The following is a 14,129-nucleotide window of genomic DNA, read 5'->3' on the forward strand; positions in this document are numbered from 1 at the left end:
TTCAACAAAATAACATATTATTCCTACCTAATAGCTAAAAATAGGAAAAAAGGTTTAGTTTAATCTTCATTTTAATTCCGCTATAATATGTTAGGTTGATTCGTATAAAGCAAAAAACATAGGTCAAACGTGGTTTTTTTAGCGTAAAGGTTTTTTAACTTTTAAATCGGGTAATGAAGGAGAGACTTCTCATCGGCTATCTATACAAAGGAGGCAATCATGAATAAGCGCAGTTATTATTTCGATAATGCTAAATTTATATTAATGGGCTTTGTTGTCTTTGGGCATCTATTAAACAGCTTTATTAATGATAATGAACTCATTTATGCACTTTATAAAACCATCTATACTTTTCATATGCCTGCCTTTATTCTAGTATCAGGATTTTTTGCAAAAGGCTATTATAAGAAAGGCTATTTAGCAAAAATTACGAAGAAATTAATTCTTCCCTATATCATTTTCCAAGTAATCTATACGGTTTTCTATTATTTTTTATATAGAAAAGATACATTCCAGCTTGATTTATTTGATCCAAATTGGGCGTTATGGTTTCTCATTAGTTTATTCTGCTGGAACATCATGCTTCTCGGCTTTGCCAAACTGAAACCTATGTTAGCTATTACACTTTCGATTGTTATTGCCCTGTTGGTTGGGTATGTTGATTGGGTAAGCAATTACTTAAGTCTTTCTAGGACATTCGTTTTCTTTCCAATGTTCTTAATCGGGTACCATCTTAGTAAAAATTCTTTACAAAAACTCTTTTCAACTAAGATCAGATTGACCTCACTTTTCATAATGGTCATTGTCTTTGCTTTCTTTTATTTAATGCCTGATATTAACTACAAATGGCTCCTTGGTTCTAAACCCTATTCGGAGCTTGAACAAGCAAGTTTAATCTCTATGTTCAAACGACTTGGATTTTATGGCTTAAGTGTCTTAATGACTTTTTGTTTCCTTTCCTTTATCCCTAAAGAAAAACATTTCTTTACGAACTGGGGGACACAGACACTTTATGTGTACTTATTACACGGCTTTCTGGTCCGTACATTCCGTGAAAGTGATATGCAAACCTACTTTACAAATGTCGAGAGCTTCCTGCTGCTTGGATGCCTATCATTGATTATTACCATGATTCTTTCTAGCCGGTTAACAGCCTCACTTGCACAGCCTATTATTGAACTGAAAATCAGTCGAACCATCGGATTAGTTAAGAATATCCGTCACTCTTTCCACTCAGTAAAAAAACAGATTGATAAATTGGCAAACAACTAATTGCAGAAAAAACACCTCAAGAGTTTGAGGTGTTTCAGACTGTAGACAAACTCGGGTGAAACCAAGTTTGTCTACAGTCTTCTTTTTTTAGTTTTTAAAATGGGGCTGTTGATTGCAGTGAAAGGAGCTTCGCTTTCCGCGGGCGGACTGTGAGCCGCATCAATGCTTATGCTCCTGCGGGGTCTCACCTGTCCCGCTATTCCCGCAGGAGTCTTCACGCCCTCCTCTCCAATCAACCGTCTATCTAAGGTTGATTTGGATGTAAAACCTAGCGATTGAAAGGAAACACGTACTACCCTAGAACAAATTTAGGAGGACACAAGTGATCTTAAAAGCAGATACTACGTCAATTAAGAAATAATATAACAGTACGCCTATTAAAAGCCATGAGCTGCCTCGATAAGCAGAAAAACATCCATGAAATGTGTTCAAAATACCAAAAGAGGTACGGAATGAAATCATTCCGTACCTCTTTTGGCTACTAACTGAAACACCTCAAGAGTTTGAGGTGTTTTTTCTTGGCTTTATTTGTCTTCAACTATAATATAAGCTGCTCTTACGGGTCCATGAACACCGACAACGAGGTCCATTTCTATATCAGCTGAATTGCTCGGCCCGGTAATAAAGTTTATACAGGTAGGAAGGATCTCACCAGTTTCAACTTTTCCACGAATAAGTTGTGCTGCTTGAGTCATCCTTGGCACAATACTGCTTTTTGGAATAATAGAGATATACGTTTTAGGAAGCATACAAACCGTTCTTCCCTTATTACGGTCACTGAATAAGACTACCGTAGCTGATTCGGCTAATGTTATTTCACTGAATGTAATTCCTATATTGGCTTTTTCTGCAAGCTTGATATTTTCTCTTCCCTTTGTGTAGTCCCATACATCCACATGATGATCTGCCATTGACTCTGAAAGTCCATATTCCATAAACCGATCATCTTTTGGGAGGATAATCCGTCCTCCGCCAAATTCGTTGATCACATACCGTAGAGTAGTTGGGAGATTGGAAACGCTTGTTTGATAAAAGTCTGTATGAATTCGTTTACAATGTTCCTTTAACACGAATAAGAGATCATCGGTTGATGCTGATTTCATCACCTCATCTTGTGGTCGATACACCCACTGCGGCCGTTTCACTTCTTTTTTTGAGGTTCTTCCATATTGACTGGCTATGTTTTTCATAAACACATCCCGATTTTGTATTATCCCTGTCATGATTTTTCCCCTTCCTTATCACGACTCTTGAACCAGTCACGGAATCGTTCCTTATTAGGTGCCGGAAATTCTCTGCTTTCCGTCCAAGCTTTTAATGGACCCGGTCCTTTAGAAATACTTGTTCCGGTTGTAAACGGGCTCATCGCAGATGGTGCTATCTTTGAACCAAATTTATAGAGCATAGGTGAAGCAGCTCCTAAACCAAACGCCTTCATTGCCAGTTTTTCAGATATCGGGGCTTTCCCCTCTTTTTCAACTATTACCTGCCGGTGGCGTAAGAGAAGTTCATGAAGAGGAATTTTAACTGGACATGCATCCGTACAAGCGGCGCAAAGGGAAGAAGCATATGGAAGCTCCTTATAATCTTCATAACCACCCAGAAGAGGTGATAAAACCGCTCCAATCGGTCCTGAATAAATTGAACCGTATGCATGCCCCCCCACATGCCGGTACACCGGACAAACATTCACACAAGCAGCACAGCGAATACATTGAAGAACTGATTGAAATTCTGTCCCTAGAATTTTTGAACGTCCATTATCCACGATGACCAAATGAAACTCTTCTGGCCCATCTACCTCGTGAACTTGTTTAGGTCCGGTCAATACCGTGATATAGCTCGTAAGTCTTTGACCTACTGCGCTCCTTGTTAAAAGACTAACAAGGACTTCAAGTTCCTCATAAGTAGGAACCACCCGTTCCATTCCCATTACAGTAATCTGTGTTTTAGGGAGGCTTGTGACAAGGTCAGCATTTCCTTCATTTGTTACTAACGAAATAGATCCCGTCTCAGCAACTGCAAAGTTGCAACCGGTTATGCCAATATCAGCATGTAGAAACTTTTCTCGTAGAATTTCCCGAACATGGGCGGTCAGCTCATCTGGGTTTTCCGTTTTGGTATAACCCAGCTTTTCCTTGAACACATCACGAATCTGCTCTTTATTTTTATGAAGGGCAGGCGCAACGATATGGGAAGGCGGATCATGTTCATCAATTTGAAGAATATATTCACCAAGATCTGTTTCAAGCACCTCACAGCCAACTTCTTCAAGCGCTGCATTTAAATTAATTTCCTCTGTCACCATGGATTTGGATTTAACTACTTTTTTGCCATTCTTTTTTTGAATCACTTCTTTTATATATGTGTTTGCATCCTCAGCAGTTTCGGCAAAAAACACGTGGCCGCCAAGTTTGACAACGTTTTCAGCTAACTGATCAAGATAGTAGTCAAGGTTCTCCAGCACATGCTGTCTGATTTCTTCACCATGGGAGCGCCATTCCTCCCAATTACCGAGTTCTTCTGCAGCAGCCAATCTCCGTCCATGCAAACGTTCTTGAGCACCTGATACGGCTGCCCGCATAAAATCATTTTGAATCCCGGAATCTACCCGTTCTTTGAAGTTCTCCGTGCCGATTTTCATTGGCATATGCTACACTCCTTTTCTTTTTATCTATCAACCTGTCAACGACTGTTCAGTACTTCAGCGAGATGCATAGACTTAATTGGCATACCTTTCCGCTCAATACGTCCGCCAATATTTATTAAGCAGCCGGCATCCCCGCCAATGAGATAATCTGCTTTTGTACCGCTGATACTCATCACCTTTTCATCAACCATCTGTTCGGAAATTTGTCCCATTTTCACTGAAAACGTACCTCCGAACCCACAACAATTGTGTGCACCAGGCAATGGAACCACTTCAAGGCCCTTCACATGTTTAAGTAAGGTAAACGGAGCGTCGGTCACATGGAGAAGACGTGTCATATGACAGGATGTATGATAGGCGGCTGTACCCTCAAGTCTTGCTCCAACATCTTCTATTTTTAATACATCTACAATAAATTGTGATAGTTCATACGTTCGTTCAGCAATCGAAATTGCCTTTTGCTCCCACTTTTCATCGCCCTTAAAAACATGCGGATATTCCTTAAACATCGCTGCGCATGATCCTGAAGGAGTAACAATATATTCAGCATCCTTAAAGGTTTCGATCATCCGCTTCATCGGTTCTTTTGCTTCATTAACATAGCCACTGTTATACGCCGGCTGTCCACAGCAAACCTGTGATTCTGGAAAGTCAATAACACATCCTAGGCGTTCAAGTACCTCTACTGTTGCTTTCCCAACATTGGATTGAAACATATCAACTAGGCATGTAGAAAACAGGGTCACTTTCATTCTCATTCCTCCATCCTGAATGTACATATAATTCAACAGGTCATCTGATGACTTAGATAAAAATTATCTAATAAAACTATACCATTTTTTACAATTTTGGAAAACATGCCATTCCTCATATAGTAACTTATTTCTGTGTATCCAGAAAATGAGTCAGTACCTTCTCCACATTCTCTAAATGTTTCATCATGGCTGCACTTGCAGCTTGTGATTTCTACATGTTCCTCATTAATCTGATTAATGGTTGTATCCTTATCAAATAGGGCAATTCTTCTTGTCTCTCTCATTGTTTCAATCATCATCCCAGAAACCTGATGCATCAAATCTGCTAGAAGTGGATTTTTCGAAGCCTTAGCAATTTCTAAATGAAATAATAAATCAGCTTCTTCTCCAAGCGCTTGATTTCCTCTCGCATTTTTCATGTCACGATAAGCCTGTTCAATTGGAATTTCATCACCTATTTCGAATTTAGCTGCAGCGGATGCAGCCGAACCTGTTTCAAGAATTTTCCTCACCTCTAATAAATGCAGGATGTCCTTTTTTGTCATTAGAATCGATGTATCTAAAGCTAGAGTAGAATCATATTTCTTAACATAGGTTCCTTCGCCCTGCTTCAAATCAATAAGCCCCATCGAGCGCAGCGCACTCAGCGCTTCACGTATAGCAGAACGACCGACCTGAAAATTTTCCGCCAACCGCTCAATCGAATCCAACTTTTCTCCCGGCTTAAGTTGTCCGCTCTTAATACTTTCAAAAATTGCATCTGCAACCTGTTCGTAAATTTTCTTCGATTTAATTTTCTTGTAATCCATTTCCTAATTTCTCCCTACTTTAACTATTTATCTTTTCATTATATAAGGATTGGATAAATATCACACTTTTTTCGATTATCTTGAAGTTAGTTTAGCTTTCTTTATGACAATACTATGGTAAAATAAACCGTTAGATTCAAAGTTTTGAACGGTTGAAAGGAGCTATTTTAACACTTATGAAAACCATTATGTGTACCCTAAATGCTAAATATATTCATACTAGTTTATCTATTCGCTATCTTAAAGCCTATGCTGAACCTGAATTCCCTGTTCAGCTAGCGGAATATACTATTAAGGATCCCATTTTGAACATTGTCAGCGAACTCTATTCTAAAAAACCGGATGTTATTGGGTTCAGCTGTTACATTTGGAATATCGAAGAAACCATTAAAGTTATCCAAGCTCTTAAAAAAATTCAACCAGATCTCTGTATCATTCTTGGTGGACCGGAAGTTACCTATGACGTAACAGAGTGGCTTGAGCGGATACCTGAAGTAGATTTCATCGTAGTTGGTGAAGGTGAAATTACATTTAAGTCCCTTTTAGCTGCGATTTATGGAGATAATGATTTTTCTAAAATTGGTGGAATCGCCTACCGATGCGATGGGAAGAACGTTGTTCATCCACAGATTGGTAAACTTGATTTAAAATCGATTCCTTCTCCATATCGCTTTGAAGAAGATCGAGCTGAATTAGGTAAGCGTGTCACCTATATTGAAACGAGCAGAGGGTGCCCATTCAGTTGTCAATTCTGCTTGTCGTCTATTGAGGTAGGCGTTCGCTACTTCGACAGGGAAAAGATTAAGGAAGATATTCGTTACTTAATGGATAATGGAGCAAAAACCATTAAATTTGTTGATCGGACCTTCAATATCAGTCGTAGTTATGCCATGGAAATGTTTCAGTTTCTAATTGATGAGCACCGCAAAGACGTCGTCTTTCAATTTGAGATTACCGCTGATATCATGCGGCCAGAGGTCATTCAATTTCTGAATGACCATGCACCAGCAGGATTGTTCCGTTTTGAGATTGGTGTTCAGTCGACCAATGATCAAACAAATGAACTGGTTCAACGCAGACAGAATTTCGATAAACTGTCTCGTACGGTTACGATGGTTAAAGAAGGGAAGAAAATTGATCAGCATTTGGATTTAATTGCCGGCCTTCCTGAAGAAGATTACCATTCTTTCCGTAAAACCTTTAACGATGTGTTTGCCATGCGTCCTGAAGAACTACAGCTAGGCTTTTTAAAAATGCTTCGGGGCACTGGTTTACGGATTCGTGCGAACGATCATCAGTATATATACAGTGATCACGCACCATATGAAATCTTAGCGAATAATGTTCTATCATTTGATGACATTATCCGTATAAAACAGGTTGAAGATGTGTTAGAGAAATACTGGAACGATCATCGAATGAATGCTGCGGTTGAGTATCTGGTCACAAAGGTCTTTTCGTCACCATTTGATTTCTTCCAGGAATTCGGAACATACTGGGAAGAGAGAGGCTGGTCGAGAATTGGTCACCAATTAGAAGATTTATTCCAGAGGCTCTATCAATTTTTAGAGGATAAAGAAATTGAAGATTTAGATGTGGTCCTCGGACTAATGAAATATGACTATTTCAAAACGCATAAATATAAACCTAGAAAACCTTGGTGGGAACAATCCTACAATAAGCAGGAGCGTTCAGCAGTTTACTCCTCTGTCTTAGAACATCCCAACCAGCTCGGATCGGATTTTTTAAACCTTCGTTTAACAGAGAAAGAAATGTACAAGCATACCATGCTAGAAGAAGTACCTTTCGATTTATCACAGTATTTAAATACTGGTGAATTAAACAGAAGCCAATGTACTATGCTTGCTTATTTTGATCCATCAGGGGTTGGAACAGCCGTTTTCTCAATAAATAAATAAGATAAAGGGACCGGCCACAATATGGCCGGATCCCTTATTTTTTGGTTTATCAGAACTAATCAGATCGTAAATCTTTGCGGCATTTAAATCTCCTGAAAATTCCATACCAAAATCTTCTCTACTTTTGCTAAGCAACTCTGTCTTTTTTTCATCTTCTTTATTTTTCTGCTTCTTCTTCATTTGCCTTCTCGTCCATGTTTAGAATTCCGATTGGCACCCTTCATTGGGTTTTCATCTGCAGCAAATTCATTAGAAAATTCATTTTCCGCTTGATTGCGCTTTGGTGTCTTGCTGGTTTTAACTGCACCGTCTACATTGGCTTTTCTCTTCATTCAGAACACCCTTTCTTTAATGATCGATTCCTTAAAGCGGTATACCGCCTATATTAGAATGGGGCGAACTGAGGAGAATTTATACGGTCAAAAATTAAAGTTCTGATTACTTACTGACTCAAGACAGCTTCACTATTTGTTCACCTCTATAATTAGCTTGCCTTTTGTTTTCTTACTTGGAGTGCCTCATGAACCTTTGCAGCTTGATCTCAGGAATAAACACCGCCAATTGTCAGTTTTAGCTTCCCTGAAGCTGCATAGGTGTACAATTCATTCATGCTCGACTTTAACAGTTCTTGATTTTTCATAATCTGCGGCAAGAAAAAGCCAATCACTGATTGATTTCGGCGCATAAGCTTCGTAGGGTCAAATTGATACGGCACACTGCTGGCATTACCATAGACCACAATTCTTCCCATCGGTGCCAAGCATTTAAGTGTATGTATAAAGGTATCTCCACCGGCCATTTCCAACCCTAAATCGACACCGAGCCCATTTGTTGCCTCCAAAACCTTCTTATCCCAATCAGCTTTAGTATAGTCGATCAGTACGTCTGCCCCCATGCTCTCTGCAAGCTGAAGTTTCTCAAATGAACTTGCCGTTGCAATCACTTTACCTGCTCCAAATAGTTTAGCTAACTGGATAGCAATAGTACCAAGACCTCCAGCTGCAGCATGAATTAAAACAGTTTCATCACGCTGAATACGTCCCATCGTTTTTAAAATATGATAAGCACTTAAACCTTGTAAAGGCAGTGCAGCCGCTTGATAGAAATCAGTGCTGTTCGGTAATTCTATAACTGTGTCTTCATTAGCCACTGCATAGTCCGCATATCCGCCTGATTCAATTAAGCTGACTACTCTCGCGCCGGTCTGAACCCTCGTAACCTTAGCACCAATTTCCGTAACAATTCCTGCAACTTCTGCTCCTGGAATAAATGGCAAAGATGTGGGAACAACATATTGCCCACGGCGTCTGGCTGTGTCTGCATAATTTACACCTGCTGTATGAACCGATATAAGCACCTCATGATCAGCCGGCTTTGGCTTCTCTACATCAATATATTCCAATACTTCTGGACCGCCGTATCTACTGAATTGAATAGCTTTCATTTCTTTCTCCTCCTTTACCTAATCTGGAGAACTAGGACTGATTCCCCTTTTATAAACGGTCTGTATGCAGCTCAACACCTGACGTATTTGTAATCACGCCATTGATGAGTGTAGGAGCCATATGTACGCTCCCCGTATCAGCTGCAAAGGACAATACTTCATGGCCGTGTTGATATAAAAGTCTGCCTACCATTGACGATTGCAATGCATGAGCTGCATCTCCCTGCCAACCACGATAAAGAGACAATGCGGAAAGTGCCGCATCCGAAAGTTTCAGGCAAACGGATATCTGCTGTTCGAGCAGACAGGAGACAAAATGACCAGCACCATAGAAATCTTCAAGACTTACTTCGCCCGCATTACCTGAACAAACAATGACAATTGTTTGTTCAGCATCTTCTTTCAAAATCGTTTGGGCTACAAAAAAATTATTTAACAAGCTTGAAATATATACTATTCCTGCTGTATTGCTTTTCCTAAGTGCTATCGTACCATTCGTAGTAGAAAGGATTAACGTCTTCCCCTTTATCTCTTTATTAAGTTCAAGCGGATTAGGATATATAAATCCTTCAAGTGGTTTAGCATCCAGTTCTCCAGCTAAAAGAAAGTGGCCAGCTGCAAATTGCTGTGATATCCTAACCCCTTCCCCCGCATCTATGACGGGGATAACTTGTAATGCTCCATTGTCTAATGCGCTGACAATTGAAGTAGTAGCTAAAAGGATATCGAGGACTACTACCACCTTATTACCTGCGATCTTTTCTGCCTGAATGTCTTCTTTTTTCATTAACACATGTACCTTTCTTACAGCCATATCAAAGCTCCTCTTCAATAATCGATAACCCATGAATCATCAGACTATTTACATATTCATTGAGCGAGGCAAATCGCGGATCATCTGTTTGCCCCAATTTATATCGATAGTAAATTTGTTGACAAATTCCGGCCAACTTAAAGAAAGCAAAGGCTAGGTAAAAATTGATATGTGTTACGTCCCGACCGCTTTTTCTTGCATACAGATCGATAAATTCACTGCGGTCAAGAAAACCGTCCAACATCGTTACCGACCTGCCGGGTCCATTCTGAATAATTGTTGGATCACTCTTACCAATCCAGTAACCGAGTGCGACTCCCAAGTCAGCGAGGGGGTCGCCAATCGTTGCCATTTCCCAATCAAAAAGCCCTTCCATACTGGTGAAATCTTCGTTAAACATCATATTATTCAATTTATAATCATAATGAATTACCGCAAATTCATGCCGCTTAGGAATGTTCGCTGACAGCCACGTCGCCAGCGGCACAACAGCGGGATTTTCATCCGTTTTCACCCGTTCATAGCGTTTAATCCAGCCATGCACCTGGCGTTCCATAAATCCCTCAGGCTTAGAAATTTCAAGCAAAGAAGTTTGTTGATAGGGAATAGCGTGTAGTTCAGCTAGTTTAGATACCATAATTTCTGAAATCTGCCTATTAATTTCAGGGGTCGGCTCTATACCCTTAGGAAATGTTCCGTCTATTACCAATCCCCTTTTTCTTTCCATTAGGAAAAAGGAACTCCCTATAATCGATTGATCATTAGAAAAAAGAATGGGTTTAGGTGCTGGTGAAAAAAAGGGTTGAAGGCTCGATATAATTTTATATTCTCTTTCCATATCGTGTGCCTTTGGTGCAACTGGACCATGCGGCGGTCTTCTTAATACCGCTGTCCATTTACCCACTTTCAGCTGGTACGTCAAATTCGAGTGGCCGGCTGGAAACTGCTGAACTTCGAGTATATCGTTAGGCAGATTTTCAATGTTTCTTCTTAAAAACAATTCTAAATCTTTATATGGCAGCTCTTCTCCCAAACGTACAGCTGCTGTATCACTCGTAAGCGGATGCTGCATACATCTTCTCCTCCTATCCAATCAATTCTTAATTACGATTTTTTTATCCAGCTCTTCTCTTAAAGAATCGGATAGAACGATGCTTTTTTGTTTCTTGAAATCAAAATTCACTAACACGGATTGACTCCTGCCTATTAGCTGATTTGTTTGCGAACAGGCAATTTCTTGTTCCAAATTGAAGCTTTTTGTCCCTATTCTGGTGACAAATGTTTTTACCGTCAACAGTTGATTAAAGTATGCTTGGTTGATAAAATCACATTTTATTGAAGCAAGAATAAAGGAGCAATCGGTTTCATCTAGTCCTGCTCGAACCGTTTCAAAGAACTTAATCCTGGCTTCCTCTAAATAGATAAAGTAACTAGTATTGTTCACATGTCCCAGCGCATCTGTTTCACTAAATCGAACACTTACCTGAATTTCATTCATATCGCTATCCTCCTTTTACCCTGAATTAGGTGACAAGTCGTACTGCTTCGGAATGGAGTCATTGCTAACTCTAATCTCCGCAAAATAGAGGGATTAATTGTTGAACAAATTCACCGCAATGCTGCCCTCCATCATTAGCATTTTAACGGGAACCTATCTCTAAATCGTTTCAGCTTTCAAATGGCCTCGACTATCAATCAAGGTTTCACCCATTTGGATTAAGAAGCATCCAGGAGAATCTCTCCTAGATGCACAGTCAACCTCTATTGCATAATAATCTATTTCTTTAAAACTTCTTCTTCACGCAGAGCCCGGCGAAGTATTTTTCCTACATTCGTTTTTGGAAGCTCCGAACGGAATTCTATAGAATGTGGTACTTTATAGGCAGCAAGATTTTGCCGGCAATATTCGATTATTTCTCCTTCATCAACCGATTGACCGGAATTTAACACGAGAATGGCCTTCACGTTTTCTCCGCGGTATTTATCTGGAACTCCAATGACTACCGCTTCTTGTACAGCAGGATGTTCATATAAAACTTCTTCTACATCTCTCGGATAAATATTGTAGCCGCTCGCAATAATGAGATCCTTTTTCCGATCGATGATATATAAGTACCCTTCTTCGTCAACACGGGTAATATCACCTGTGTACAGCCATCCATCTCTCAAGCTCACAGCAGTTTCTTGGGGCATATTCCAGTAACCTTTCATAATCTGCGGTCCTTTAATAATCAATTCTCCTAGTTCACCAACGGGTACTTCCTCTGTACCTGTGGCCAAATCAACCACTTTATAATCCGTAGAAGGAAATCCAATTCCTACACTGCCTGGCTTTCTTTCGGCGAACATAGGGTTACAGTGTGTAGCTGGAGATGCTTCTGTCAGTCCGTAGCCTTCATAAATTTTCGAACCTGTTTTCTTCTCAAACTCACGAAGCAGTTCAATCGGCATCGGTGCACTTCCACTATTACAGACTCTAATTGAATTTATTCCATACTCCTCAGCGCGCGGATGACTGTTAATCGCTACATACATGGTAGGAACACCAGGGAAGATCGTTGGCTGTTCTTTCTTAATGGTATTCAATACCTCTTCTAAATCAAAACGCGGCAGCATAATTGAATCATTGGCTGTATAGATAGAATAGTTCATAGCAGAGCTCATCCCAAAGACATGAAAAAGAGGAATAATGGTTAGAAATCGTTCATTTCCAATTTCAGTACTCTCTTTGAAAAACTCATAGGTCTGAAGAACATTCGCAAAGATATTACGATGTGTCAGCATAGCACCCTTTGAGCGTCCTGTTGTCCCGCCTGTGTATTGCAGGACAGCAATATCGTGCTCCGTATCTAGTTCAACAGGTGTAAAATTTCCAAGACCAAGTTTCAGGAATTCATCAAAATAATGATCTGGAGTAATATCACGGTCTGAAGGCTGGAGACTTACGACAATTATATTTTTCAAGCGTACATTAGGCTGAACCTTCTTAACTAGAGGGTAAAATCCGTCCAAAACAACGATTGTTTCGGCACCTGAATCCTCTAACATGTATTCAAGCTCACGTTCAACGGACATCGGATTAATTTGTGTAATGATTGCACCTGCTGCCAAAGCACCATAATAAGCCATGACATACTGTGGACAATTCGGCAGCATAATAGCCACCCTGTCTCCTTTTTGAATGCCTTTACGCTGTAAGGAAGCGGCAAACGCAATTGAAGCAGCGTATAATTCCTGATAGTTAATTTTCCGGCCAAAAAAAGTGATTGCAGTATTTTGAGGATATTTCTGAGCTCTATCTAGGAGAATTTGAGGTAAGCTAATGTCAGGGATGTTTATTTCCTTTTCAATGGAATCCGTATACTTTGATAACCATACTTTTTCATTCATTATTACTGATACCTCCATCATTTCTATTTTTTAAAAGGTGAGAATGTATTGAGTATCATCCTGCGTGACTGCCCCCATCCACAATTAGACAATCTCCGGTAATATAGTTGGATGCATTGGATGCTAAAAATAATGCGGATCCCTTTAAATCATCGTCACCTCCGAATCTTTTTAATGGAGTAGAACGAAGCAGCGTATCTTTTTCTTGTTCAATGATAACCCTAGACATTTTTGTTGGGAAAAACCCAGGTGCAATGGCGTTGACATTAACGTTATATTGACCCCACTTCACAGCCAGATCTTTTGTAAACGTAATAATCGCTCCTTTGGATGTGTTATAGCCAATCGCATCCAAGACATCTGGATGGGACCCGCCTAATCCTGCAGTAGATGCGATATTGATAATTTTTCCTCCGCCCTGTTCAATCATGACTCTTCCTGCAGCCTGAGACATCAAGAACGTTCCCGTTACATTCGTATTCATTACCTTCTGCCAGGCTTCTAAGGGCATATCAACGACTGGAGCTCCCCAAGAAGCACCACTATTATTGACTAAGATATCAATTGAACCAAAAACCCTTTTCGTTTCTTCAATTACTTGCTGGATATCTTCTTGTTTAGTCACATCACATGTTAGTGGCAATGCTTTTACACCAAGAGCTTCTATCTTTAAAGCAACTTCATCACATGCGGACTTTTTACGTGAGCAAAGGACAATATTTGCCCCTGCTTCAGCCAATCCCATCGCGATTTGTTCCCCTAAACCTCTTCCTCCCCCTGTTACAATGGCTGTCTTGCCTGTCAAATTAAATAACTCGAGACTTTTCATCGTCAATCACTCCTTTTCTTCTTAGACCTCCACTTTCTTATATAAATCATATTTTTTAAGCTCAAGTTTAGCCACTTGTGCACGATGAACTTCATCTGGTCCATCTGCGAGGCGCAGTGTTCTCGCATTTGCCCATTGAGCAGCAAGCGGGAAGTCCTCTGACACACCTGCACCTCCTAGTGCCTGAATGGCTCGATCAATCACCCGTAGTGCCATGGATGGAGCAACTACTTTAATCATTGCGATT

Annotated in this window: 13 protein-coding genes and 2 pseudogenes; 2 read left to right on the top strand and 13 right to left on the bottom strand. The window is 40.1% G+C overall.

The window, feature by feature from the left end; genetic code table 11:
* The first annotated feature begins 219 nt into the window (after positions 1-219).
* Complete coding sequence (locus WYK_RS18865; protein WP_040375996.1) at positions 220-1,272, top strand: acyltransferase family protein; 1,053 nt, start codon at positions 220-222, stop codon at positions 1,270-1,272.
* A 524-nt stretch (positions 1,273-1,796) separates the two neighbouring features.
* Here WYK_RS18865 and WYK_RS18870 read toward each other — a convergent pair.
* The 4 genes and pseudogenes from WYK_RS18870 to WYK_RS18885 form a co-directional block, all read right to left on the bottom strand.
* Positions 1,797-2,495: a LutC/YkgG family protein gene (locus tag WYK_RS18870; RefSeq protein ID WP_040375997.1), complete on the bottom strand. Its 699-nt coding sequence runs from the start codon at positions 2,493-2,495 to the stop codon at positions 1,797-1,799.
* Complete coding sequence (locus WYK_RS18875; RefSeq protein WP_040375998.1) at positions 2,492-3,922, bottom strand: LutB/LldF family L-lactate oxidation iron-sulfur protein; 1,431 nt, start codon at positions 3,920-3,922, stop codon at positions 2,492-2,494. The genes WYK_RS18870 and WYK_RS18875 overlap by 4 nt, the downstream gene beginning before the upstream one ends.
* 35 nt (positions 3,923-3,957) lie before the next feature.
* Positions 3,958-4,674 carry a (Fe-S)-binding protein gene (locus WYK_RS18880; RefSeq protein WP_040375999.1) on the bottom strand — a complete coding sequence of 239 codons (717 nt, stop codon included), beginning with the start codon at positions 4,672-4,674 and terminating at the stop codon, positions 3,958-3,960.
* Between the two features lie 127 nt (positions 4,675-4,801).
* A pseudogene (locus WYK_RS18885) lies at positions 4,802-5,486 on the bottom strand (FadR/GntR family transcriptional regulator).
* Positions 5,487-5,662: 176 nt separating this feature from the next.
* On the opposite strand from WYK_RS18885, the gene WYK_RS18890 reads away from it, so the two are divergent.
* Entirely contained in the window at positions 5,663-7,405 is a 1,743-nt protein-coding gene (locus WYK_RS18890; RefSeq protein WP_040376000.1) for a B12-binding domain-containing radical SAM protein, read from the top strand.
* Here WYK_RS18890 and WYK_RS18895 read toward each other — a convergent pair.
* From WYK_RS18895 to WYK_RS18930, 9 genes and pseudogenes are all read right to left on the bottom strand, one after another.
* Complete coding sequence (locus tag WYK_RS18895) at positions 7,391-7,585, bottom strand: hypothetical protein (protein ID WP_040376001.1); 195 nt, start codon at positions 7,583-7,585, stop codon at positions 7,391-7,393. The genes WYK_RS18890 and WYK_RS18895 overlap by 15 nt on opposite strands.
* Positions 7,582-7,737, bottom strand: a complete 156-nt coding sequence (locus WYK_RS25175) for a hypothetical protein (protein ID WP_169732072.1) — start codon at positions 7,735-7,737, stop codon at positions 7,582-7,584. The genes WYK_RS18895 and WYK_RS25175 overlap by 4 nt, the downstream gene beginning before the upstream one ends.
* Before the next feature lie 132 nt (positions 7,738-7,869).
* Positions 7,870-8,849: pseudogene (locus WYK_RS18900) on the bottom strand (quinone oxidoreductase family protein).
* A gap of 49 nt (positions 8,850-8,898) precedes the next feature.
* Complete coding sequence (locus tag WYK_RS18905; RefSeq protein ID WP_040376002.1) at positions 8,899-9,663, bottom strand: 2-phosphosulfolactate phosphatase; 765 nt, start codon at positions 9,661-9,663, stop codon at positions 8,899-8,901.
* A 1-nt stretch (position 9,664) separates the two neighbouring features.
* The gene (locus tag WYK_RS18910) at positions 9,665-10,735 is read right to left on the bottom strand and encodes a phosphotransferase family protein (RefSeq protein ID WP_040376003.1); all 1,071 of its coding nucleotides are present in this window, start codon (positions 10,733-10,735) and stop codon (positions 9,665-9,667) included.
* A gap of 21 nt (positions 10,736-10,756) precedes the next feature.
* Positions 10,757-11,161, bottom strand: a complete 405-nt coding sequence (locus WYK_RS18915) for an acyl-CoA thioesterase (RefSeq protein WP_040376004.1) — start codon at positions 11,159-11,161, stop codon at positions 10,757-10,759.
* Between the two features lie 278 nt (positions 11,162-11,439).
* On the bottom strand, positions 11,440-13,053 hold the full coding sequence (locus WYK_RS18920) for a long-chain-fatty-acid--CoA ligase (RefSeq protein ID WP_040376005.1): 1,614 nt from the start codon (positions 13,051-13,053) through the stop codon (positions 11,440-11,442).
* A gap of 55 nt (positions 13,054-13,108) precedes the next feature.
* Complete coding sequence (locus WYK_RS18925) at positions 13,109-13,882, bottom strand: SDR family oxidoreductase (RefSeq protein ID WP_040376006.1); 774 nt, start codon at positions 13,880-13,882, stop codon at positions 13,109-13,111.
* Positions 13,883-13,903: 21 nt separating this feature from the next.
* On the bottom strand, positions 13,904-14,129 hold a 226-nt coding region (locus WYK_RS18930; RefSeq protein WP_268870068.1), incomplete at its 5' end, for an acyl-CoA dehydrogenase family protein.

Origin of the sequence: Peribacillus psychrosaccharolyticus ATCC 23296 (genome assembly GCF_000305495.1) — a bacterium.
GTDB lineage: Bacteria > Bacillota > Bacilli > Bacillales > DSM-1321 > Peribacillus > Peribacillus psychrosaccharolyticus.

What these genes read in the sequence shown, in the direction of transcription:
- WYK_RS18920 (WP_040376005.1), bottom strand. Translation starts at nt 13,053, where the DNA reads ATGAATGAAAAAGTATGGTTATCAAAGTATACGGATTCCATTGAAAAG.
- WYK_RS18910 (WP_040376003.1), bottom strand. Translation starts at nt 10,735, where the DNA reads ATGCAGCATCCGCTTACGAGTGATACAGCAGCTGTACGTTTGGGAGAA.
- WYK_RS25175 (WP_169732072.1), bottom strand. Translation starts at nt 7,737, where the DNA reads ATGAAGAGAAAAGCCAATGTAGACGGTGCAGTTAAAACCAGCAAGACA.
- WYK_RS18865 (WP_040375996.1), top strand. Translation starts at nt 220, where the DNA reads ATGAATAAGCGCAGTTATTATTTCGATAATGCTAAATTTATATTAATG.
- WYK_RS18880 (WP_040375999.1), bottom strand. Translation starts at nt 4,674, where the DNA reads ATGAAAGTGACCCTGTTTTCTACATGCCTAGTTGATATGTTTCAATCC.
- WYK_RS18905 (WP_040376002.1), bottom strand. Translation starts at nt 9,663, where the DNA reads ATGGCTGTAAGAAAGGTACATGTGTTAATGAAAAAAGAAGACATTCAG.
- WYK_RS18870 (WP_040375997.1), bottom strand. Translation starts at nt 2,495, where the DNA reads ATGACAGGGATAATACAAAATCGGGATGTGTTTATGAAAAACATAGCC.
- WYK_RS18925 (WP_040376006.1), bottom strand. Translation starts at nt 13,882, where the DNA reads ATGAAAAGTCTCGAGTTATTTAATTTGACAGGCAAGACAGCCATTGTA.
- WYK_RS18915 (WP_040376004.1), bottom strand. Translation starts at nt 11,161, where the DNA reads ATGAATGAAATTCAGGTAAGTGTTCGATTTAGTGAAACAGATGCGCTG.
- WYK_RS18875 (WP_040375998.1), bottom strand. Translation starts at nt 3,922, where the DNA reads ATGCCAATGAAAATCGGCACGGAGAACTTCAAAGAACGGGTAGATTCC.
- WYK_RS18895 (WP_040376001.1), bottom strand. Translation starts at nt 7,585, where the DNA reads ATGAAGAAGAAGCAGAAAAATAAAGAAGATGAAAAAAAGACAGAGTTG.
- WYK_RS18890 (WP_040376000.1), top strand. Translation starts at nt 5,663, where the DNA reads ATGAAAACCATTATGTGTACCCTAAATGCTAAATATATTCATACTAGT.